Genomic DNA, 22,495 nt, shown 5'->3' with positions numbered 1-22,495 from the left:
AGATTTATTTGTTGTTTGTTACTGAATTTGTTACAACTTTCCCATACGCGCCACAGGTGACCAGTGCTTAATACTAAGTGATGGTCGCAGCTTGCAGGGAGGGGATTGTGGAAGCGATGCCGGAATCACGTGAAAACACATCCGGGGAAAATACCTCGGAAAATAACGAGCCGACAATAACTGTTGCGGAAATCCTTCGTACCGGTCGGGAAAAACGCGGACAGGATTTACGTTCTGTCGCGAGTATTCTTCGTATCAGATATGTTTTTCTGGAAGCAATTGAACGTGGTGATTTTGCCAGCTTGCCGGGGGACACTTATGCATATGGTTTTGTGCGAACCTATGCGGGCTATTTGAATCTCGACAAAGATGAAATTGTTCGGCAGTTCAAACAAGAGGTTCAAAATTATGGCGACCGGAAGCAGTTGGTTTTTCCAACACCAGTCCCTGAAAGTAAGACGCCCGGGTTGGCTATTCTGTTGACTTCAATTGTTCTGTTAGGCGTTGCCTATGGCGGATGGACAGCGATATCCCGTTTCGATGTTGATATCTCTGAATGGGTTCCTTTTCTGTCTGAAAAGAAAGCAGATACTACAGCTGAAGAAGAGGCATCAGCGGCAGGTTCAGTTGATGTTGCCTCGACGCCTGTTGAGAGTATTTCTCAGGCTGATACGACGGTTGGAAGTAGTGTAACGGCTGTTGATGCTCCATCAAGTGATGATACTCAAGCAGAAAACTCAAGTGCAGAAGAGTCGATTGCGAACCGGGCTCCAGAAGCCCAGAGCCAAAATGGACAAGAAGCGACTGAAACAACATCGACTGATACAGTTTCAGAGGCTGTAACTGTTGAGACACAATCACAGGCGGTTCCCGACATTCCGGAAGTTTCCCTGACGGGGAATGCCGAGCAGGGAGATGCTGCAGTTTCTGAAATAACGAGCGAAGATGTAACTGCTGAAGATATTGCGAGTCAGAGTACATCGGAAGATGATCCTGCTTCGACGGAAACATCTGTGGCTGCAGTAACACCTCCGCCACCACCTGAGCCAGAAATTTTTGGCGATGAAGTCGGAGATTCTCCGATCTCTATCCATGCCGAAAGAGATACATGGATGCATATCGTGAATGGGTCGGGAGAAGCGATTTTTAGCCGGGTTCTCAGAGCAGGGTCTGTTTATAATGTCCCTGATCAAGATGATCTGGTTATGGCTACGGGCAATGCCGGTGGTATTACAATTAAATTAAATGGTAATAATTTGCCCAAACTTGGAGCTCTGGGTGCTGTACGAAGAGATATAATACTTTCTGAAGAAGGGCTTCTAGAGTCAATTACGGCAGAATAGATATTATATTTCAAAAAGTTAATCGCTAAAAAAGAAAAGGCGTAGTCATAAAGCTGCGCCTTTTCTTTTTTCTGTCACTATTGCAGGCTTGAATAGCTTCTATCACATTAAGGTTTCAACTTGAATTATTGTTCAAGAAAGCGCATGTTTCCTTTGCTTTTTAGGGCACAGAGAGAGTTTGATGAGCATACGTCCTTGGCGAGATATTGTTCGCCGGAAATCACGACAGGTAATGGTTGGTAATGTTCCCGTTGGTGGGGACGCGCCTATTACTGTTCAATCAATGACGAACACCTTAACGACTGACGTAAAGGCGACTGTTGAACAGATCCATGCGATGGAAGAAGCCGGTGCTGATATCGTTCGTGTGTCTTGCCCGGATGAAGAATCTTCCAGGGCCTTGAAAGAAATCGTCAAAGAAGTCTCTGTGCCGATCGTTGCGGACATTCACTTCCATTACAAGCGTGCCATTGAAGCCGCTGAATCCGGTGCGGCCTGTTTACGGATTAATCCGGGAAACATTGGTAAGCGCGAGAAGGTGCTTGAAGTTGTCAGTGCCGCAAAGGATCATGGCTGTTCCATGCGTATCGGTGTGAATGCCGGATCTTTGGAAAAACATCTTCTGGAACGTTTCGGGGAACCATGCCCCGATGCAATGGTGGAATCTGCTCTCGGTCATATCCGTATTCTGGAAGATCTTGATTTCAGGGAGTTTAAAATTTCCTGTAAGGCATCGGACGTTTTCATGGCTGTGGCTGCCTATATGCAGTTGGGCGAGGTTTGTGATTACCCCCTTCATATCGGTGTTACAGAAGCTGGTGGTTTGCGTACAGGAACGATTAAATCATCTATCGGTTTGGGAAGTCTTTTGTGGTCAGGTATTGGTGATACGCTGCGTGTATCTCTATCTGCTGATCCTGTTGAAGAGATCAAAGTTGGATTTGATATTCTGAAGTCTTTGGGGTTGAGACACAGGGGGGTGAATGTCATTTCCTGTCCATCTTGTGCCCGTCAACAGTTCGATGTGATTAATACCGTTTCTGTATTGGAAGAAAGATTGAGTCACATTACTACACCGATGACTGTTTCTGTTATCGGGTGTGTGGTAAATGGCCCTGGTGAGGCGACTATGACCGATATTGGTTTGACTGGCGGTGGTAAGGGGACTCATCAGGTTTATGTTGCCGGTATGCCGGATCATCGTCTCAAAGATCGAAGTATTGTGGATCATCTGGTGGGCATGATCGAAACCAAGGCAGCTGAAATCGAAGACGCTGTAGCCCGGGGTGAAACGCCACAACAGATGGGGCACTAGCTGTGGAGCTTTTATAAAAGTATGTGGCACGCTATTGTGGCTATGTACTTTTAAAAGGCTATTCCCTATAACCATTCCGGTTATTTTTTACTTTATACCTTTATTTGTTTATTTCAGGAGAACCCTAACGATGTCTTCTCTTCAACCAGTACGCGGCACGCATGACCTTTTTGGAGATGACATGCGTCGACATCGCGAAGTGTTGAACATTGGGCGAGAAGTTGCCAATCGTTTCGGTTATGATGAAATAATCACGCCTGTTTTTGAGAAAACAGAAGTTTTCAGGCGGACACTTGGTGATACTTCTGATGTCGTGACAAAAGAAATGTACACCTTCTCTACCAAGGGTGGGGACGAGATAACGCTGCGTCCGGAAAATACCGCAGGTGTTGCCCGTGCTTTTATGTCTAACGGCTTGAGCCAGCAACTACCGGTGAAGTTCTTTTATGGTGGCCCAATGTTTCGCCATGAGCGCCCGCAAAAAGGTCGGCAGAGACAATTCCATCAAGCTGGTGTGGAACTTCTCGGCGTTGATAAACCACAAGGGGATGTTGAGATTATTTCTTTGGGCGTGCATTTCCTCAAAGAGCTTGGTGTTTACGAAAATACGACGCTGGAACTCAATACACTTGGGGATGTTGAAAGCCGACAGGCCTATCGTACTGCATTGATCGAATACTTCTCTGCGTTCAAAGACCAGCTTTCTGAAGATAGCTTGAGTCGCCTTGAGAAAAATCCATTGCGTATTCTGGACTCAAAGGATGAAGGGGATAGAAAGCTTGTTGCTGATGCGCCTGTTTTCTCTGACTATCTCAATGATTTGAGCAAAGATTTTTTTGCACAAGTCAAAGGTGGCCTGGATGCTTTGGGTATTTCCTATGAAATAAATCCACGCCTTGTGCGCGGTTTAGATTATTATTGCCACACAGCATTTGAGTTTACGACAACAGTACTGGGTGCGCAGGGAACTGTTTTGGCTGGTGGTCGTTATGATGGTTTGATCAAAACCATGGGTGGCCCTGCAACGCCAGGTGTCGGTTGGGCTTCTGGCATTGAGCGTTTGGCCATGCTGATGACACGGCAAGTCGTGGAACCTCAGCCAGTTGTTATTATTCCAATGGGTGAAGCTGCCGAAGCACGGGCACAAATTCTGGCTGATGAGTTAAGATATGCGGCATATCGTGTCGAAGTTGGCTTTAGTGGTAATCTTAAAAAACGATTGAACCGGGCCAATAAGCAAAATGCCTATGCTGCCATTATTATGGGGGATGATGAGTTGGCTGAAAATTCTGCGACGCTTCGTGATCTTTCCAGTGGTGATCAAGAACTTGTTAAGCTGGACGCTTTGGCTGACAAGCTGACTGTTTACCGCTGAACTGTACAGATCCGACAAAAGAGGCCTAAAATGGCCTCTCTTGCTTACAATCGTGATATCGTATGAATTCAGTTCCACCTTTTATACCTGAGCACCCTTTGATCGAACGCTCTGATCAGTTTGATCATCTTGCAATTATTGGTGTTAGTGCCCGCACGGCGGGGCGACGTACACGCGACACTCTTTTTGTCGAAGAACCAGACTATTCATCGATCCTTAGCAAGCTTAAAAATGATAGCAAGCGAAGCGTTGTTTTAATCGCAACCTGCGAAAGGTTTGATTTTGTTTTAGGGCAAGTCGAGAACGACGACATTGATTTTTATCAGAATATAATTGCGCAAGAAGCGAGTGTTGATCTGGATACGCTTCAAAAGCAAAGTTATCAACACACTGGGTTTGATGCTTTACGCCACCTCTTTGCTGTCGCTGCATCATTGGATAGTCTCATTGTAGGTGAACCACAAATTTTAGGGCAAGTAAAAGAGTGCCATCGTTTCTCAAAGAGCTTGGGATTAACAGATAGTTTTCTTGATAGTGTGTTTGATGCCAGTCTTGTTTCTGCGAAGCGTGTTCGAACAGAAACCACAATCGCGCAACAGCCTGTTTCACTTGCATCGTCAGCGTTACAGGTGGCACATGGTATTCATGGTGATCTGGCACGGTGTGCGGTTGCCTTAATCGGTAGTGGTGAAATAGGAGAGCTTCTCTGTCAGGAATTTAAGAGTGCTGGTATTGGGCATCTTTCCATTACACATCCCAAAATTGGGCGCAGTCAAACAGCAAGTTTTCGTCTGGGGGGAGAGGTTTGCCCTTGGGATCAACTGGACGATCTGATTTCCAGAAGCGATATTGTTTTGTCAGCCTATGGTGGTGGTGATCCTATATTAACAACAGTAAACGTTGGTATTGCGCTGCGTAAAAGGAAGCGTAAACCCGTTTTCTTCATTGATACAACTGCCGCGCGGGATGTTGCCCCAGATGTGAATGGTCTGGATGGCGCTTATTCCTATAATCTGGGCGATCTTGAAAATGTCGCAAAACAGGGTAAAGTCCACCGCGAAGCAGCGATGATGGCAGCGTGGAAGGTCCTTGGCGATGAAATGCAGGCTTTTATCCGTGCAAAGGCAGAGAGACAAGCAGCCCCCGCTATCGCTGTGATTCGTAAGCATTTTGAAACACTGCGGTCGCAGGTTTTGGAGGAAACGAAGGAAGATGCGGATGTTACAACCCGGTTGTTGATTAACAGGCTATTGCATAATCCTCAGGTGGTTTTAAAAGAGATCGCCAGAGAAGACCCCACAGGCCATGTGCAGCTGGAACAATTGCTTTATCGTTTTTTTGGTATTGAAACTGTTCTGCTTGATAATGATAAAGACGATGATGGAAAAGAGGACTGAACGTGAAGTTCGATGAAAAGCTAGATGCTGTTGTTGCCCGTTATGACGAACTGAATGCGGTCATTTCCACCCATCAGGACCCGGGGTCTAATGAATATACCAAGTTACTGCGGGAATTATCTGAACTAACCTCTGTCGTTGAGACCGTCCAGGAATTACGTGCACTGCAAACCGAGATGGCTGATCTTGCCGAGATGCTGAATGATCCCGATGCTGATTCTGAAATGCGGGATCTGGCACAGGAAGAATTTCTGGAATTAAAACAAAAATTGCCGGAAATGGAGCATCAGGTGCAAATTATGTTGCTGCCCAAAGATGTGGACGGTGAACGTAATGCGATTCTTGAAGTACGTGCTGGAACTGGTGGTGATGAAGCCGGTCTTTTTGCTGCTGAGCTATTCAGAATGTATCAGCGTTATGCGGAAACATCTGGATGGCGTTTTGAGGCACTGGATTATTCTGAAAATGGGATTGGCGGGGTTAAGGAAGCAACAGCCTTGATTACCGGGACAGGCGTGTTTTCTAATCTGAAATTTGAATCCGGTGTACATCGTGTTCAGCGTGTGCCTGTAACTGAATCTGGTGGACGTATTCATACCTCTGCTGCGACGGTTGCAGTGATGCCTGAAGCACAAGAAGTTGATGTTGAAATCAATCCGGCAGATTTGCGTATTGATACCTATCGTGCGCAGGGTGCTGGTGGACAGCATGTCAATACGACGGATTCTGCTGTACGTATTACACACGTTCCAACGGGTGTTGTTGTGCAATGTCAGGATGGCCGTTCTCAGCATAAGAATAAAGAACAGGCGATGAAAATGTTGCTGACCCAGATCTATGACAATCAGCGTCTGGAACAGGAACAAGAGCAAGCAGCAAACCGTAAGTCTCAGGTTGGAAGCGGTGATCGTTCTGAAAGAATCCGAACCTACAATTTCCCGCAAGGGCGGGTGACGGACCATCGGATCAACCTGACGCTTTATAAATTGGATAAGGTAATTGCGGGTGAAGCGCTTGATGAGGTGATTAATGCGCTTATCGCCGAGGATCAGGCAGAACGTCTTGCTGAAATACAGTGATCTAAATCCATTTTGAGAGATTGATCGATTATAAGATGGTTGCTAACGGGCAAAATCCCAAGACGATTGCCGATTGCTTGCTCATAGCGAACGAGCAGTTGATGGCTGCCGGGATTGATAATCCTCGCCTAGATGTTCGTTTATTGCTTGCAGAGGCTATTTCCAAGGAAACTTCTTATCTTTTTGGTTATCCGGAGAAAATTCTGAGTAACGAAGAGTTGGGGCATTTCCAGATGATGCTCAATAGGAGGTTGAAACGTGAGCCCGTGTCAAAAATTATTGGGCACAAGGAGTTTTGGAGTCTGAACTTCAAGGTTTCGCATGATACGTTGGATCCTCGTCCTGATAGTGAGACTCTTGTCGAAGCTGTTCTCGAAAACGTATCGGATACGACGCAAGCTATTAAAATTCTTGATCTCGGCACAGGAACGGGGTGTCTTTTGCTTGCTCTTTTGAGTGAGTTTCAGGCCGCTCAAGGCCTTGGTATTGATATCAGCGACAAAGCTCTTGCTGTCGCTCAGGAAAATGCAGTTTCTCTAGAGTTATCCAATCGCTCGGTTTTTCAAACTGGTAATTGGTGTGAAGGTTTGGAGCATGGCTGGGATATCATTATATCGAACCCTCCCTATATCGGACTGGATGAAAAAAGGACTTTGTCACCCGAAGTTTTAAACTACGATCCAGACTTGGCCCTTTTTGCCGAAGACAACGGAATGAAAGATTATCAAAGACTTATCCCTTCGGCCGCGGCAATTCTAAACAAAAATGGTCTGCTTGTCATTGAGGCCGGACAAGGGCAAGCAGAGGGGATAAACACGCTAATGTCCGATGCAGGACTTGTTGTTTCTTCGCCGAAAAAAGACCTTGGTGGTATCCCCAGAGCCTGCATTGGACGTAAAAGCGTTTAATAAATAATATAAAATTAACATTTAGGGCTTGGAAAGCTCGGGATATAGCTTTACGGTGTAATAATAAGGAGGGGCGTGGGGTGCCCCGGGGGTATTTGCCGACAATTTAATAAATATGTCGTCAGAGTTTGAAGCTCGTGACGTTTGTCGATACCCACTATTTAGCATTTAATTTAGCTTGCGAATGATGAGACAGCAAAATTCAAACAATTCAAACCGTCGCCCGCGTGGCCGGTCAAATAATAATAATCGGAAGCCACAGCAATCACGTAATGGTGTCTTCGATAGTAACGGACCTGGGGGGCGTATCCGCGGGAATGCCTCACAATTAAAGGAAAAATATCTACAGATGGCACGTGATGCTGCTGTTGGAGGAGATCGTGTTGCCGCCGAATCTTTTTATCAGTTTGCAGAGCATTATTTCCGTGTCATTAATGATTCAACCGATCCAAATTCTGGTCGGAATAATCAATCTGATAACAATTACCGCAACAGAAGTCCTCGGAACACGTCTGACAGCGATGCGAAACCTGCCGATGGAAATGTTGCTGCTGATACCGAGGCTGATGCTTCTCCGGCAATCGTGCTAAATGACGAAAGCCCTGCTGTGGATGATGAAAGTCGGAAGCCGGCACCAAGAGGCCGGGTACGGACACGTCGTCCCAAGTATGAGGCTTCTGATGAGGCAAAGCCTTCAGAAAAGGCCACGCTAGAAATTAAAACAGATGATGCGCCTGCAGTTGTTGAGTTGCCACTGGGGACAGAAGAAGCGCCAGCAGAAAAGCCAAAGCGGAAAATGCGTACGCGAAAAACTTCTGACACGGCCACAGGTGAAGTAAAGACACCTCGTCCAAGGGGGCGTCCACGCAAGAATCCGATTGTAAAGGATACAACGGAAACAGCTTAGCGTTTTTGCTGTTTTGTAATTCGTTTAAGTGTTATATGCACCAGTTGATGTGATTGTATTTAATCAGTCCTAACTGGTGCATTTTCTTTAATTGTCCCATTTGTTTTCACACTGGCGTAAACCCCCATGTTTCTGTGGCCGAAACCCGCTTGCAGACTTTTGGGAATATTCAGATCTACATCCGCAGTATCCAGATTTACATTCGTAGCCGAGCAACGTCCGATGGGGGATTGAACTTCCAGAGTGATGTCACCGATTTTGATCTCTTTTCCGATCCAGTCATTTTCCTCCCAGGCTTTCAGCCCTTCGATGTAGAGATTTCCTCTGAAACGCATGGGATCGACTGAACTTCTTACTACACGTTCAAGGTCTTTTACGCTTTCGATGTTAATAAGAGAAATTTGTAAATCTGGAATATCTGTAAATGCTGTGGAGTTGTTTTCCACTATCTTGGGGGCGCCCCGAACATCAGCTTCCAGAAAACTTGCCAGAAACTGTTCCAAAAGCATACGACCAGTTTGGTCTGTTAGTTTTCCTCTGGAGACCCTTTTGCCCTTACGCAATAGCGTGAGAGTTTCTGCATTTTCATCAAACTCTGATGTCAATTGGGCAAGTTTTGGATTTTTCGCCAACATCACAAAATGCTTTTTTGAAAGCCATCTTGGGCCATCAGGGAATTCTGTGGTGCCATGGGCGATGGCGAATCGCCTGTCATAGGAAAAAAGAGTATCCTTCCTGACGTTAACTTGATCCAGTTTTTCTGCACTGAGGCCTTTAACAGGATAGCGATAAATTAATTTTACGAACGCAGACATCTTTTTCCCCGATTTTTTTCTATTGTGTTGGCTGCGAATTATTTTTCAAGCCTTTAATAATTTTATCAGTGAACTCCCCGCTTTTAAGCCAAGTAATCCTCGTTTTAATTACAGCAGACTGTAGGGGCTGGAATTTACTATCTGAAAATAAATAAAAAAATTTTAAAATGAGAATGATTTTCAGTTGCATAAAATTTTTTCTTAGGTTAGCTTCCTTCTTGTAGTTCCTACCGAGGAAGACAACACAGGCTCTTCGGCGAATATCGCCAACACTTTGTGGTTTGTGCTCCTTCTGGGTATGTACTCATCTCTCCTGACGTAACTATGGGATTTCCCAACCCTGCCTTCGGGCAGGGTTTTTTTTACCTGAATTACACCAAATTTATTCACTACAATTAAACGGAGCTATCCGTTAGATGTTGGAGGTGAAAACCTTTCTGTTTCAGACAGCTATCTTCTAAAAATCCGGGAAATACAGGCTTGTATCTGATTAATCTGATGCACATATATTGAGTGACGGGTGATATTGATCAACGTCAGAGTTCTATCATGCTACTATTGTGGGTGATGGGTAGTATTGGCATCAACGATTGTGTGCTGCAGATGCAGGCATGACGGAGAGGGCTTTAAGAATATGAATTTGAATAGTTACACTGAAAGAACCCAGGGGTTTATTCAGGCCGCGCAAGGACTTGCGCATCGTAGTGATCATCAACGGCTGACGCCTGAACATATACTGAAGGTGATGTTGGATGATTCCGAAGGACTTGCCGCAAATTTAATTACTGCAGCAGGCGGGAATCAGTCAAAAGCACGGGAAGACGTTGACCGTGCGTTGGCAAAGTTACCAAAAGTAAGTGGCCAGGATGTGGGGCAGGTATATCTTGCTCCTGAGACAGCCCGCGTGTTTGAGCAGGCCGAGCAGATTGCAAAAAAAGCGGGTGATAACTATGTCACTGTCGAACGCCTTTTGATTGCACTCGCACTATCGAAAGAAGCTGAATCTGGTAAAATCCTTAAAAGCGCAGGTCTGACCGCACAAAATCTCAATGCAGCTGTAAATAACTTGCGTAAAGGTCGAACGGCTCAATCTGCATCAGCAGAAGATAGCTACGAGGCGTTGAAAAAATATGCTCAGGACCTCACCAGCATGGCGCGGGAAGGAAAGCTTGATCCTGTCATTGGCCGAGAGGAAGAGATTCGCCGTACCATTCAGGTACTTTCAAGACGGACCAAGAATAATCCAGTTCTGATTGGTGAGCCAGGTGTTGGGAAAACTGCAATCATTGAAGGGCTTGCACTTCGGATTGTGAACGGAGATGTCCCTGAAAGCCTCAGAAACAAGCAATTGATGTCGCTTGATCTCGGCTCAATGGTTGCCGGGGCAAAATACCGCGGCGAGTTTGAAGAGCGCTTGAAAGCGGTTTTACAGGAGGTTACCGAAGCCAGCGGAGAAATCATCGTTTTTATTGATGAGCTTCATACTTTGGTTGGAGCAGGGAAAACAGATGGCGCAATGGATGCATCCAATATGTTGAAGCCCGCCTTGGCACGGGGAGATCTACATTGTGTTGGTGCTACGACTCTTGATGAATATCGTAAGTATATCGAAAAGGATGCGGCTCTGGCACGGCGTTTCCAGTCTGTTGTTGTTGAAGAGCCGAATGTTGAAGATACCGTTTCTATCCTGCGTGGATTGAAAGAAAAATACGAATTGCACCATGGTGTCCGGATTACAGATTCGGCCCTCGTTGCGGCGGCATCTCTTTCTAATCGCTACATAACTGATCGTTTCTTACCGGATAAGGCAATTGATCTTGTTGACGAAGCTGCGAGCCGCCTTCGGATGGAGGTGGATTCCAAGCCCGAAGAAATCGACGAGATGGATCGTAAGTTGATTCAGTTGAAGATTGAGCAATCTGCCCTCCAGAGAGAGAGTGACAAGGGGGCCAAAGACCGCCTCGACAAGCTGAAGTTTGAAATTGCAGAGCTGGAAGATAAGAGTAATGCCCTTACCAGCCAGTGGAAATCGGAAAAAGACAAACTTGCTGGTGCGCAGAAGATCAAAGAAGAGCTTGAGCAGGCACGTATCGAACTCGAACAGGCGGAGAGAGATGGCCGCTTGGAGAAAGCGGGCGAGCTGAAATACGGTCGCCTCCCTGAGTTGGAAAGGGCTTTGGTTCAGGCCGAAGAAGCTGGCGATAGTCACATGCTTAACGAAGAAGTGCGTGAAGATGCAATTGCCGGGGTGGTTTCCCGCTGGACAGGAATTCCGGTTGATAAGATGCTGGAAGGTGAAAGAGAAAAACTCCTTCAGATGGAAGATCTTCTCAGGAAGCGTGTGATTGGGCAGGATGAAGCTATTGTTGCTATTTCTAATGCTGTTCGGCGCTCGAGATCTGGCCTTCAGGATCCTAGTCGCCCTATTGGCTCATTCCTCTTCTTGGGGCCGACAGGCGTTGGGAAGACAGAGCTAACAAAAACCTTGGCGTCATTCCTGTTCGATGACGAAACGGCGATGGTACGTCTGGATATGTCAGAATACATGGAAAAGCACACTGTCTCACGTATGATTGGTGCGCCACCGGGATATGTTGGTTATGAAGAAGGTGGGGCCTTAACCGAAGCGGTGCGCAGGCGTCCTTATCAAGTGGTCCTTTTTGATGAAGTTGAGAAGGCACATCCGGATGTATTCAATGTGCTGTTACAGGTTCTTGATGACGGGCGTTTGACCGATGGTCAGGGACGCACTGTTGATTTTAGCAACACCTTGATCATCATGACATCTAATCTTGGGTCTGAAGTCCTGGCGAATCAGCCGGATGGTGAAGACAGTTCTGTTGTTCGAGAACAGGTTATGGAGGTGGTTCGTGCTTCATTCAGGCCTGAATTCTTGAACCGCTTGGACGAGGTACTTCTGTTCCATCGTTTAGAGCGGCGACATATGAGTTCAATTGTTGATATCCAGTTTGGTCGATTGCAAAAACTTCTGGCTGATCGGGATATCAGGGCAAAGCTTGATAATGAAGCTACGGAATGGCTCGCAGATAAAGGCTATGATCCTGTCTATGGTGCGCGCCCGCTTAAACGTGTGATCCAACGGGAATTACAAAATCCGCTGGCTTCATTGCTGCTTGAGGGCGCGATCCATGATGGGGAACAGTTGAATGTGTCTGCTGAAGGCGATGTTCTGACAATTAACGGAAGAAAGCTCACCGCTTCCTAGTGGATCATGGCATTTTACTGATACCAAGTATTTGATTGAGGTATATAAAAAAGGGCCACTTGACAAAGCAAGTGGCCTCAAATTACTGACAAACGGCGTATTTGTAGCGGAATTTTTCTTTCAAATGATTGTTTTTGCTCTTTTGTGTTGATGTCTGTTTCTTTAGCGAATCACAAAGATCCCGTAAACGCGACACTTTTGTCAGCCTTTTTCACAATCCTGCCAAAGGAATAACCTTAGTCTTTTTTCGGACTTGGTATTGCGATGGCGTTAAAGCCTGCATCAACAAAGTGAACTTCACCAGTGACACCAGCCGAAAGGTCCGAGGCAAGATAAAGGCCTGCGTTGCCAACCTCTTCCAACAGTACGTTTCGTTTTAGCGGTGAGTTATCACGCGTAAAGCCGTAGGTGTATTTGGCATCTGCAATGGCAGAACCTGCAAGGGTGCGCATCGGTCCTGCCGAGATTGCATTGACACGTGTTCCCGTTGGTCCGAGATCTGTTGCTAGGTAGCGTACAGAGGCTTCCAAGGCAGCTTTGGCAACGCCCATAACATTGTAGTTTGGCGTTACACGCTCTGATCCCAGATAGGTGAGCGTAATCAAACTACTGTTCTCGCTCAGGAACGGTGCAGCCTTTTGTGCCACGGCGGTAAAGGAGTAGCAGGATATAGACATGGTATTGCGGAAGTTTTCCCGCGTTGTATCTACATAGCGTCCCTTTAGCTCTTCTTTGTCAGAGTAAGCGATCGCATGGACGACAAAGTCTAAACTTCCCCATTGTTCCTTGAGGGTTGCAAAAACATTTTCCAATGCATCGCCATCTTCAACATCACAAGGAAGAACCAGATCTGACCCCAATGATTCAGCCAGGGGTTCAACGCGCTTTTTAAAGGCGTCACCCTGATAGGTGAAAGCGAGTTCTGCCCCTTGGTTATGTAACGCTTGAGCAATCCCCCAGGCGATGGAATGGTTATTCGCGACGCCCATGATTAAGCCGCGCTTCCCGTCCATCAATGCCGTTGTCATCGTCACGTTTCTACCTTTCGTTTAATACTGCTATTCGAAGCTTTGTTTCTGTGCCGGGTTGTCTTAATCGACGAGGCGTTTGAAAACTACTGAGGCGTTAGTTCCGCCAAAGCCAAAGCTGTTGGACATCACACAATCGATCTGCTCATAATCTCTTCTTTCAAGGAGAATTGGCATATCCTGAGCTTCTGGATCGAGGTTTTCGATGTTTGCCGATGCACACAAGAAGTTGTTGTCCATCATAAGCAGCGAATAAATGATTTCCTGTACCCCGGTTGCACCTTGTGAGTGACCGGTTAGGGACTTGGTTGACGAAATCCAAGGAATGTCCTGTCCCTCAAAGGCTTCCTTGATAGCATTAAGCTCTGTACCGTCACCAACGGGTGTGGAGGTACCATGAGCGTTAATATAGTTGACCTTTGTATTCCCCGCTTCGGCAAGCGCGAGTTGCATGCAGCGGATAGCGCCTTCGCCAGATGGTGCAACCATATCTGCACCATCGCACGTTGCACCGTAACCTACGAGTTCACCATAGATCTTTGCGCCACGTGCTTTAGCGTGTTCGTATTCTTCCAGAACAACAACACCCGCACCGCCGGAGATCACAAAACCATCACGGTCGGTATCGTATGCACGTGAAGCCTTGGTAGGATCATCGTTGTACTTACTGGAAAGAGCACCCATAGCGTCAAAGAGAACTGTCAGTGTCCAGTGAAGTTCTTCACCACCACCTGCAAAGACAATGTCCTGTTTGCCCATCTGGATCAACTCGGCACCATTACCAACACAATGTGCTGAAGTCGAGCAAGCAGACGTAATGGAGTAGCTGTGGCCCTTAATCTTAAAGGCAGTACCCATGTTTGCTGAGTTGGTTGAACCCATGCAGCGCGGAACCATATAAGGACCAACGCGCTTTGGGTTCTTTTCCCGGGTAATGTCAGCAGCGGCGACTTGGTTGGAGGTTGAGGAACCACCTGAACCCATGACCAAACCAGTTCTAATATTGGACACGAGATCATCGCCAAGACCTGCGTCTTCGATGGCTTCTTTCATGGCGACATAGTTATAAGCAGATCCATCACCCATAAAACGGCGAAGTTTACGATCTACAAGTGAATCCAGGTCAATATTGATGGAGCCATGAATGTGGCAGCGAAACCCTAGTTCGGCATAGGTTTCACAATACTCGATACCAGAGCGACCTTCCTTTAGGGAATCGATCACTTCTTCCTTGTTATTCCCGATGCTGGAAACAATTCCAAGTCCGGTGACGACTACGCGACGCATCTGCAGTGTCCTTTTTTAGTTGTGCAACAGTCCGTTCAAAACTGCTGCAGTATACCAAGTGGTTCAGATTAAGAATCAGATTGGAACAAGCCAACCTTCATGTCTTTAATTTCAAAAGCAATGGCATCATCAGCCATGATGATTCCATCAGAAACCCCCATGATTAATTTGCGATTAATAACGCGCTTCATATCTACTTTATAGGTAACCTTCTTGATGTCAGGTGTAATCATGCTTTTAAGCTTAACTTCACCAACACCTAGGGCACGTCCGCGACCGAGAAGACCGCTCCAACCTAGGAAAAAACCTGTCATTTGCCAAAGAGCATCAAGGCCCAGGCAACCAGGCATCACAGGATCACCTTCGAAGTGACATTTGTAGAACCAAAGGTCGGGGTTGATATCGAACTCGGCAATAATCTGGCCTTTACCGTGTTCACCACCGTCTTCAGTAATGCTGGTGATGCGATCAAACATCAGCATTGGAGGCAAAGGTAACTGGGCATTTCCATGACCAAAAAGTTCACCGCGCCCACAAGATAGAATCTCTTTGTAGGAATAGCTGTTCTGGCGTTCGCTCAAAGGTTTATCCACCGTATTTATGTTATTATCCGAACATCAGCTCTAATCGGCCGAATCCGGCGTGACTATAGCACAGGCACACCATGTCCTGGCAATGTTCTTCAAGTTGTAACAGCTCGTTTATTAAGGAATTTTATATTCCTTGTCACGAGAAGTAATCAATTGCCCTGACATGTGCGGTTTCTAAGGGAAAAGATCAATCAAAAATTGAAACAATTTGAGATATTTGGCCGAAATCACTAAAATTTTTTTATTTTCATTGATCCCGAAATCAAAAGTAAGGAGCAAATATTAAGAAAATAATTCTGTTTCGAGATAGCCTTAAGTTTCGAAAACAGGGCATTATATGGATTTTTTGCTTTAATAGCGCGGAAACTGCCTTATATTGATAAACATGGAAAAGATACGACCTTATACAGAATTGATTGATACGCTCAAAAGTGCAGGCCTGCGTCCGACGCGGCAACGGTTGGCTTTGGCCAAGCTACTGTACTCTCGGGGCGATCGTCATATTTCTGCTGAACAGCTTCATGTAGAAGCGATGGATGCCAAGGTGTCCGTTTCTCTGGCGACTGTTTATAATACGCTTCATCAATTTCATGATGCCGGACTTCTCCGCGAAGTTTTGGTGGAAGCAGGTAGGTCCTACTTTGATACCAATATCAGCGATCATCATCATATCTTCTATGAAGAAACTGGTGAATTGATCGATATTGATAAAGAGACTGTTCAGTTCAAAAATCTACCCAAGCTGCCAGAGGGTAAGGCTATTTCAAGGGTCGAGGTTGTTGTTCATGTGGTTGATCTTGATGAGAAGAGCAAGTCTGTTTAACGGATAGTTACTCATGTTTTCGCATCAAGCTTTCAGATTTTAAATTCATATCTTAATTCACAGGCACTAAGGCTTGATGGTGCTGCAATGTTTGTGCTGAACTCAGTTGCAACATATACATATCATTGATTAGGGTTAGTCGAAGACTTCCCCTTGATAAGAACCGTACAGAGATGTTCGCTGAATCCAGCCTGAGATATCGTTGATTTCTACCTGACACCAGTCGTCAATATTACAGGATTCCAGTTCACCAATCACACCTGCTTCGGCTTGGACAACGGGACGGCTATTGATTTCGGGGTCATCATAGACTGTCCTCACAGTGCCAGTGATCATCATGCTCCGTTGACCTTTGAGCATGGATTGGTGTACCCAGCCCGTTGTTCCTTGCCAATCACGTATTTGTCGCCAGGTATCAAATTCATCAATTATTTCAACGGGCAACCGACGGCGCTGGTAGATCCACTGGATCGGGTATCGGGAACCAGGGCCAGCCCGCATATTTACCTTACCCGATCGAAAACTTACAAAACGCGGAAGAGGCAATCCGCTTGGTCCTATTTTTCTTTGTACCTGATCGCCTGTGGGGGTACCGACACCTTGCGCTTTGACATTCGGGGCAATGAGCAGGAAGCAGCATATTATTCCCAAAAGGCCCAATGTGTTAACGATACTTTTCTTAAAGAGAGACTGTATAAGCCAGAGCGTCATTTTTTTGTCCCCCGAAAAAGGCAGACGCAGCAAACTTTTTTCCATGCCGAATTTTCAAAAAATATTCAAATTAGTTGCGAATTGTCTGAGAGACTACCTTCCCAATTCTGTGCTGGCTAGAATTTATCGAAACAACCGTTTCTCTCTCTTGGCAAAGACCTTGTTCACAGCATAGACTAGGGTACATAAAACAGGACCGTTAAACAAAAATAGCGGCTTGTGGTAAAAGACCAGCGACGGGGACCCCAGAGGCACATGACACAGAAAAAACCCCTAGTAATTGTTACGCGGAGACTTCCGGACGCGATTGAAACCCGGATGATGGAACTGTTTGATTGTCGTCTGAATCTTGACGATAAACCTTTCTCTCAAAAGGAATTGATTGCAGCTGTTAAAGAAGCTGATGTTCTGGTGCCGACTGTTACAGATCGGGTTGATGCAGGAGTTCTTGCTCAGGCGGGATCGAATCTGCGACTTATTGCTTCGTTTGGAACCGGTGTGGATCACATTGATCTCAAGACCTGTCGCCAGCGAGGCATTACCGTTACCAATACGCCGGGTGTTTTGACCGAAGATACTGCCGATATGACGATGGCGCTTATTTTGGCTGTTTCCCGACGTATCACTGAAGGCGTCAAGTTAATCAAGTCTGGTGAATGGAGTGGATGGAGTCCGACCGGGATGCTTGGACACCGCATGTGGGGCAAGCGCCTTGGTATTATCGGCATGGGGCGTATTGGTCAGGCTGTTGCCCGACGCGCCAAGGGGTTTGGCCTTTCGATCCATTACCACAATAGACGTAAAGTACACCCGGATATTGAGAACGAACTGGAAGCAACGTACTGGGAAAGTCTGGATCAGATGCTTTCGCGCATGGATGTTATTTCCGTGAATTGCCCTCATACACCAGCGACATTCCACCTGTTGTCCAGTCGACGTCTTAAGCTTTTAAATGACCGGGCAATTATTGTGAACACCAGTCGTGGCGAAGTGATCGACGAAAATGCCTTGGCGCGTTTAATCAAATCCGGTGAGATCGCTGGGGCTGGATTGGATGTATTTGAGCAAGAGCCCGCGGTTAATCCAAAATTACAGGCTAGTGAGAACGTTGTTCTATTGCCGCATATGGGGTCGGCAACGATTGAAGGCCGCCATGATATGGGGGAAAAGGTCATTATCAACATTAAAACTTTTGTTGATGGGCACACACCACCGGATCGTGTTGTTGAAGCTATGTTCTAAGTTAAAAAGGAGGAGCTTTTTAGCTCCTTTCTTGTATCGGATCGTTGCATAAAAAACGCTAAATTTTAAAGGCTTGTGCTTTTTGCATGACTGAATTGAGTGTAATGAGGTTGCTCGATTCGTTTTCCTGATTTAAGATTCAGTTAACTAATTTTTAGATCCGGAGTTTGCCCGAAAAATTCCTTTGGAAAAGCATTAGTAATCTTGCTTATTTGCAGGGGACTCCGAGTTCATAGTAGAGTCAAAGCCTAGGTTAAATCGTTCGATCTCCAAATCAGACGCACCTGGAACAGAAGGCAGAGTTGAAAAATCAGCTCTGCCTTTTATTTTGCTGGATCGAGTTTTATAAATAGCTTTATTGCTATAACAACGACTTATTGTGTTCTTTTTTGTGTGATCCAGTTATCTACAGCGTGACCGTATTGCTTTAAAACAGGACCAGTTTTGTCATGTTGGTTCAACTTTTCCTGCCAAATACAAAAACGGTCTGGTAAAGAGAAATTGACATTGCTTTCATGGAACATTTTTTGCGCCAGTAGCAAACTGGGCGCATATCCACAATCAGCCAAAGTTATGTCCTCTCCGGCTATAAAGGGATTGAAGTTACCGAGTTGGATCAAAAGATGTAACTGCTGAGAAAGGGATGTTTTTGTTGCCTCAATGAATTCTATGTCTCTTTGTGTTGGTGCCATATGTTTAAAAAGAGATCTGATCAGCGGCTCGACCTTTAGATCGTGTAATCGGGCCAGCATGCGCACTTTGGCACGGTCTTCGATTGTTTGGGGTAGCAACTTTGGATGGGGATATTTTTCTTCCAGATATTCAATGATACTGTCTGATTCACTCAAAACGAGATTGCCATCTACCAAAGCTGGAACAGTGCCTGCTGGAACAATGGATTTATATTCAGTCGACCCATAACCGGATGGTGGTAAACGAACATCGGCGGAAAGGTTTTTCAGGGCGAGTACAATTTCAACTTTTGCGCAGAAATTGCTGACTGGAACAGCGTAAAAAATCATATCTGGTTTATTTCTTGATACAGATAAAAGAATAGCGGGCCGCATACAGTCCGCTATTCTTTTAACATCTCGTGGTAAGCTTAATCAGCCAGTTTCCATTTGATTGCGAGTTTTACAAAAAAGCCCTGAGTTTTTTTCAACTCGATCCAATGATTGAGATAGTTAATCCACACTTGATCGTCTTGTGCGATTAACATGGCGAGAGGCGTTGGTGAGCGCGCTTCTTTAACAGGGATAATTGCCATTTGTTCGTATTTTTGAACAAGAGTTGCCGCTTCTACATTAGATGTAATGTGCACCATAGCACGGCCAGACAGGACTTCCTGAAAGTCTCTTGCCGGGGCTTCAACAGATTTTAACTGAGCCAGGGGGAAGTATTCTTTGGCTTGTTGTTCTTGCACAGTTCCAAGAGTTGTTGCCACGGATACATCAGTCTTGTTGATATCATCCCAGGAATTGAATTTATCAAGATGCTTTTTCAGTGTTAGCGGTACGGTTCCGACGTTGTAATAACTTTTGGTGTAACCAGCTACGGCCATGCGTTTTGGATTTAGGGAGGCGGATGTTGTCATATCGTATTTATTGGCAACAACACCGTTGATCAGTGTTTTCCAGTCTGTTGGAACAAAGGTCAGTTTTACACCCATGTCTTTGGCGAGTTCGGTTACTACGTCTATGTCAAAGCCTTCATAGTTACCTGTTGCCGTGTTTTTGACGGTCATGGGATTCCAGTCCCCAGTGGTACCAACCCTTAATTCTCCAGAGCTGAGAATCTCGTTCAGGCGTGATTCATCCGCGGCGTGCGCAGATGTGAAAAATCCAACAGTTAAAAGTGTAACTGTGGCGAGTAGTGTCTGAATTTTAAGCATGAGAATTCCGGTTTTACGGCTATTTCAAAGATGGGCTCGGGTGTAAGTGTAGAACAGTTGAATATTTTGCACCAGTTCAAAGGCTAAAGAGGGAGACCGGCGCGCTTCAAAGTTTTGTGAACAGAGCGTTTGTTTGAGGCAGTTGTCTATTTGCGTCAGGTAAGGTGGACAATCCGATCTGCGATGGCATCGGCATCTTCTTTCAGATGTGTTACCATTAATGTTAACAGGCTATGATTCTTGTGTAGATCTTTCACAAGTTTCAACATTTCTTTACGCAAATCCTGATCAAGAGCGCTAAAAGGCTCATCTAGTAACAAGATAGGGCGTCGCCGAACCAAACATCTGGCAAGTGCAACGCGTTGTCGTTGACCACCTGATAGCTCGGCGGGAAGACGTTTTTCCAGTCCTTTGAGGCCAACATCATTAAGCGCTTGTGTTATTTGATCCTTGTCTTGTTTTGTCAGGCGTAAGCCGGGGTGAATACCCAGACCAATGTTTTCTTCTGCCGTCAAGTGGGCGAAAAGATTATGCTCCTGAAAGAGACTTGTGATGGGACGTTCTGAGGGTGACTGGTTGTTAAGGTCTTTACCTTTAAATTTGATGGTACCCGAAGCAGGATTTTCAAACCCGGCAATTAAGCTCAAAAGTGTTGATTTCCCAACACCTGACGGCCCGAGGATAGCAACGAGTTCATTCGGTTCTAGCCTCAAATCAAAATCCAGAACCTCTTCACTGCCGTGATGCTGATAGGACAGTTTCTCAATACTCAGGCCTTGGAATGATGCTTGATCATTTGTTTTAGGGGCCAGTGCTTTGGAGAATTGTGCTTTCTGGTCTGGTGCTTTTTGATCGTCAGGCACGGGTTGAAACTTTCTTGTTGGCTTCTATGGTCGAGAAAGAGAAACGTTTTCCGGCTATCGTACGCTCTATTAGAATAAAAAGGATCAAGCTCTGAAGGCAGAGAAATAGTGCTGTGATTGCTGCGTCATCCAAGCGATAACTGCCCATTTTTTGAAACATTAAAAGTGGCAAAGTCGTAAAATCCTGTGTTCCGAAGAGGGCGATGACACTTAAATCTCCTGTTGATAGCGCGACGGATAATCCCAAAGCCAACCCCAGAGCTTTCCTGTTTTGTGGCCAATCAACAATACATATGCGATTAAGTCCTTTGATGCCCAGGTTATCACAAAGATGATCGCTTTTCTGCGCAGAGGTTTCGAAAGCGGGAACAAGAATTCTCAGAATAAAAGGTAATGTCATCAGGGCGTTAACAATGATCACCAGAAAAGGTGCCAATATTGTCAAGCTGGCAGCGGTTCTGAAGGTTATAAATAATCCTGTAGCCAGTACAAAAGGCGGGAGGAGAAGAATGATGCTTCCTGATAAATCCGTCATTGTCGCAAAAGATGAAGCAAAGTGGTGCCTACCCAATCTGTAAGGCGATTGTAGGCTTCGAAGCATTAACGAAATACCTATGGCTAGTATGAGTGCGATGCAGCCTGCTGTTAATGAGATGAGCAGACTGTTGAACGAAGCGGTCCATAATTTCTCATCTGTTATCACTGCTATCAAGCGAGGAGAGAGGGCTTTCCAGATCGTTGCAAGCAAAGGCGGGACAACTAAAAGCACCATCACCAGAAGTGCTAAACTATCCGTTATTTGGGCACGGGTATGCCGTGCATCAAACCGCTGGACTGATCGTTCTTCTGTTTTTTGAAGCATAACGTGACGGGCAAACTTGCTGCCAATGATGAGCAGGATAAAACAAAGACTCAACTGGGCAAGAGACAGAATGACAGCTTTGGGAATATCAAAATCAAAGCGAATTGCCTGATAGATCGCGACTTCCAGTGTGTTGGTTGAAGGGCCGCCTCCAAGAGCGAGGACAACAGCAAAAGAAGTAAAGCAAAGCAGAAAGACAAGCCCACAAGATGCTGGAATGGTACGTCGTAAAAGAGGCCATTCAATGAGCCGAAAAATATCTTTTCCTGTCATGCCAAGTTGTGCAGTTGTTCGCCAATATTCCGGTGGTAAAGCTTCGAGGCTTTGTAAAAAAATTCGCGAGAGAAGCGGTGCATTAAAGAAGACGTGGGCGATCAGAATTCCTGTAAGGCCGTAGAGATAGTTTCCCGCACTAAGGTCAAACAGGGAAAGAAACTGATTTAACCATCCATTACGGCCATGGATGGCGACAATGCCAAATACACCAACAATTGTGGGGATAATAAGCGAGAGTGAGGCGAGTTGCAGGAAAATTTTTCGTCCGGGTAACGCTGGTCGTCTGGCAAGGGCACGAGCAACAGGGATAGCGACGAGGGTTGCCAGAAGTGTGCTTAGGCCAGCTTGAAAGAATGTGAAGCCGATAACCCGAAACAGATAGTTGTTTTGAAATATACGGGTGAGATCTATGTTCTTGATCTCAGAGACAAGACCGCTAAAGGCAAACCCCAATATCAAGGCGATAAAGCCCAGGCTCAAAAAGCCAGGCCACAAATACATCAGCCATTTTTGCACAGATTGTAATGGCCTTTGCATTATATGGCGCCTTGATATCG

19 protein-coding genes are annotated in these 22,495 nt (G+C 45.7%); 10 read left to right on the top strand and 9 right to left on the bottom strand.

Annotation, left to right across the window (positions count from 1 at the left end; translation table 11 throughout):
- Positions 1–116: 116 nt before the first annotated feature.
- The 7 genes from D9A03_RS00900 to D9A03_RS00870 all read left to right on the top strand — a co-directional run bounded on the left by D9A03_RS00900 (position 117) and on the right by D9A03_RS00870 (position 8,324).
- On the top strand, positions 117–1,343 hold the full coding sequence (locus tag D9A03_RS00900; protein ID WP_162937907.1) for a helix-turn-helix domain-containing protein: 1,227 nt from the start codon (positions 117–119) through the stop codon (positions 1,341–1,343).
- 181 nt (positions 1,344–1,524) lie between these two features.
- Positions 1,525–2,658, top strand: coding sequence for a flavodoxin-dependent (E)-4-hydroxy-3-methylbut-2-enyl-diphosphate synthase (gene ispG, locus D9A03_RS00895; RefSeq protein WP_120495359.1), 1,134 nt, complete (start codon positions 1,525–1,527; stop codon positions 2,656–2,658).
- A gap of 130 nt (positions 2,659–2,788) precedes the next feature.
- The gene (gene hisS, locus D9A03_RS00890) at positions 2,789–4,033 is read left to right on the top strand and encodes a histidine--tRNA ligase (protein WP_120495358.1); all 1,245 of its coding nucleotides are present in this window, start codon (positions 2,789–2,791) and stop codon (positions 4,031–4,033) included.
- A gap of 62 nt (positions 4,034–4,095) precedes the next feature.
- Positions 4,096–5,430, top strand: coding sequence for a glutamyl-tRNA reductase (hemA, locus tag D9A03_RS00885; protein WP_120495357.1), 1,335 nt, complete (start codon positions 4,096–4,098; stop codon positions 5,428–5,430).
- Positions 5,431–5,432: 2 nt separating this feature from the next.
- Positions 5,433–6,509, top strand: coding sequence for a peptide chain release factor 1 (gene prfA, locus D9A03_RS00880; protein ID WP_120495356.1), 1,077 nt, complete (start codon positions 5,433–5,435; stop codon positions 6,507–6,509).
- 35 nt (positions 6,510–6,544) lie between these two features.
- The gene (gene prmC, locus D9A03_RS00875; RefSeq protein WP_120495355.1) at positions 6,545–7,417 is read left to right on the top strand and encodes a peptide chain release factor N(5)-glutamine methyltransferase; all 873 of its coding nucleotides are present in this window, start codon (positions 6,545–6,547) and stop codon (positions 7,415–7,417) included.
- A 184-nt stretch (positions 7,418–7,601) separates the two neighbouring features.
- A complete protein-coding gene (locus D9A03_RS00870; protein ID WP_120495354.1) occupies positions 7,602–8,324 on the top strand; it encodes a DUF4167 domain-containing protein in 723 nt (240 codons plus the stop codon).
- Between the two features lie 59 nt (positions 8,325–8,383).
- On the opposite strand, the gene D9A03_RS00865 is transcribed toward D9A03_RS00870, so the two are convergent.
- Entirely contained in the window at positions 8,384–9,139 is a 756-nt protein-coding gene (locus tag D9A03_RS00865; RefSeq protein ID WP_120495353.1) for an MOSC domain-containing protein, read from the bottom strand.
- A gap of 634 nt (positions 9,140–9,773) precedes the next feature.
- On the opposite strand from D9A03_RS00865, the gene clpB reads away from it, so the two are divergent.
- Positions 9,774–12,365, top strand: coding sequence for an ATP-dependent chaperone ClpB (clpB, locus tag D9A03_RS00860; RefSeq protein ID WP_120495352.1), 2,592 nt, complete (start codon positions 9,774–9,776; stop codon positions 12,363–12,365).
- A 236-nt stretch (positions 12,366–12,601) separates the two neighbouring features.
- On the opposite strand, the gene D9A03_RS00855 is transcribed toward clpB, so the two are convergent.
- From D9A03_RS00855 to fabA, 3 genes are all read right to left on the bottom strand, one after another.
- On the bottom strand, positions 12,602–13,378 hold the full coding sequence (locus tag D9A03_RS00855) for an enoyl-ACP reductase (protein WP_174233623.1): 777 nt from the start codon (positions 13,376–13,378) through the stop codon (positions 12,602–12,604).
- Positions 13,379–13,456: 78 nt separating this feature from the next.
- The gene (gene fabB / locus D9A03_RS00850) at positions 13,457–14,680 is read right to left on the bottom strand and encodes a beta-ketoacyl-ACP synthase I (RefSeq protein WP_120495350.1); all 1,224 of its coding nucleotides are present in this window, start codon (positions 14,678–14,680) and stop codon (positions 13,457–13,459) included.
- Positions 14,681–14,748: 68 nt separating this feature from the next.
- Positions 14,749–15,261, bottom strand: a complete 513-nt coding sequence (gene fabA, locus D9A03_RS00845; protein ID WP_162937906.1) for a bifunctional 3-hydroxydecanoyl-ACP dehydratase/trans-2-decenoyl-ACP isomerase — start codon at positions 15,259–15,261, stop codon at positions 14,749–14,751.
- A gap of 394 nt (positions 15,262–15,655) precedes the next feature.
- On the opposite strand from fabA, the gene irrA reads away from it, so the two are divergent.
- The gene (gene irrA / locus D9A03_RS00840; RefSeq protein ID WP_120495348.1) at positions 15,656–16,093 is read left to right on the top strand and encodes an iron response transcriptional regulator IrrA; all 438 of its coding nucleotides are present in this window, start codon (positions 15,656–15,658) and stop codon (positions 16,091–16,093) included.
- 135 nt (positions 16,094–16,228) lie between these two features.
- On the opposite strand, the gene D9A03_RS00835 is transcribed toward irrA, so the two are convergent.
- Positions 16,229–16,804, bottom strand: coding sequence for an SH3 domain-containing protein (locus D9A03_RS00835; RefSeq protein WP_120495635.1), 576 nt, complete (start codon positions 16,802–16,804; stop codon positions 16,229–16,231).
- A 255-nt stretch (positions 16,805–17,059) separates the two neighbouring features.
- On the opposite strand from D9A03_RS00835, the gene D9A03_RS00830 reads away from it, so the two are divergent.
- Positions 17,060–18,046: a D-glycerate dehydrogenase gene (locus tag D9A03_RS00830; RefSeq protein ID WP_120495347.1), complete on the top strand. Its 987-nt coding sequence runs from the start codon at positions 17,060–17,062 to the stop codon at positions 18,044–18,046.
- 374 nt (positions 18,047–18,420) lie between these two features.
- Here D9A03_RS00830 and D9A03_RS00825 read toward each other — a convergent pair whose 3' ends face one another.
- The 4 genes from D9A03_RS00825 to thiP form a co-directional block, all read right to left on the bottom strand.
- Positions 18,421–19,068 carry a glutathione S-transferase family protein gene (locus D9A03_RS00825; RefSeq protein WP_162937905.1) on the bottom strand — a complete coding sequence of 216 codons (648 nt, stop codon included), beginning with the start codon at positions 19,066–19,068 and terminating at the stop codon, positions 18,421–18,423.
- 80 nt (positions 19,069–19,148) lie between these two features.
- Positions 19,149–19,937, bottom strand: coding sequence for a transporter substrate-binding domain-containing protein (locus D9A03_RS00820; protein ID WP_120495345.1), 789 nt, complete (start codon positions 19,935–19,937; stop codon positions 19,149–19,151).
- Between the two features lie 155 nt (positions 19,938–20,092).
- A complete protein-coding gene (gene thiQ, locus D9A03_RS00815; protein ID WP_254054946.1) occupies positions 20,093–20,800 on the bottom strand; it encodes a thiamine ABC transporter ATP-binding protein in 708 nt (235 codons plus the stop codon).
- On the bottom strand, positions 20,793–22,475 hold the full coding sequence (thiP, locus tag D9A03_RS00810; protein ID WP_120495344.1) for a thiamine/thiamine pyrophosphate ABC transporter permease: 1,683 nt from the start codon (positions 22,473–22,475) through the stop codon (positions 20,793–20,795). The genes thiQ and thiP overlap by 8 nt, the downstream gene beginning before the upstream one ends.
- Between the last annotated feature and the right edge of the window lie 20 nt (positions 22,476–22,495).

Origin of the sequence: Kiloniella sp. EL199 (assembly GCF_900313065.1) — a bacterium.
Classification (GTDB): Bacteria; Pseudomonadota; Alphaproteobacteria; order Kiloniellales; family Kiloniellaceae; genus Kiloniella.
The sequence above is the reverse complement of the archived record's forward strand: the minus strand, read 5'-3'. Positions and strand labels throughout refer to the sequence as shown.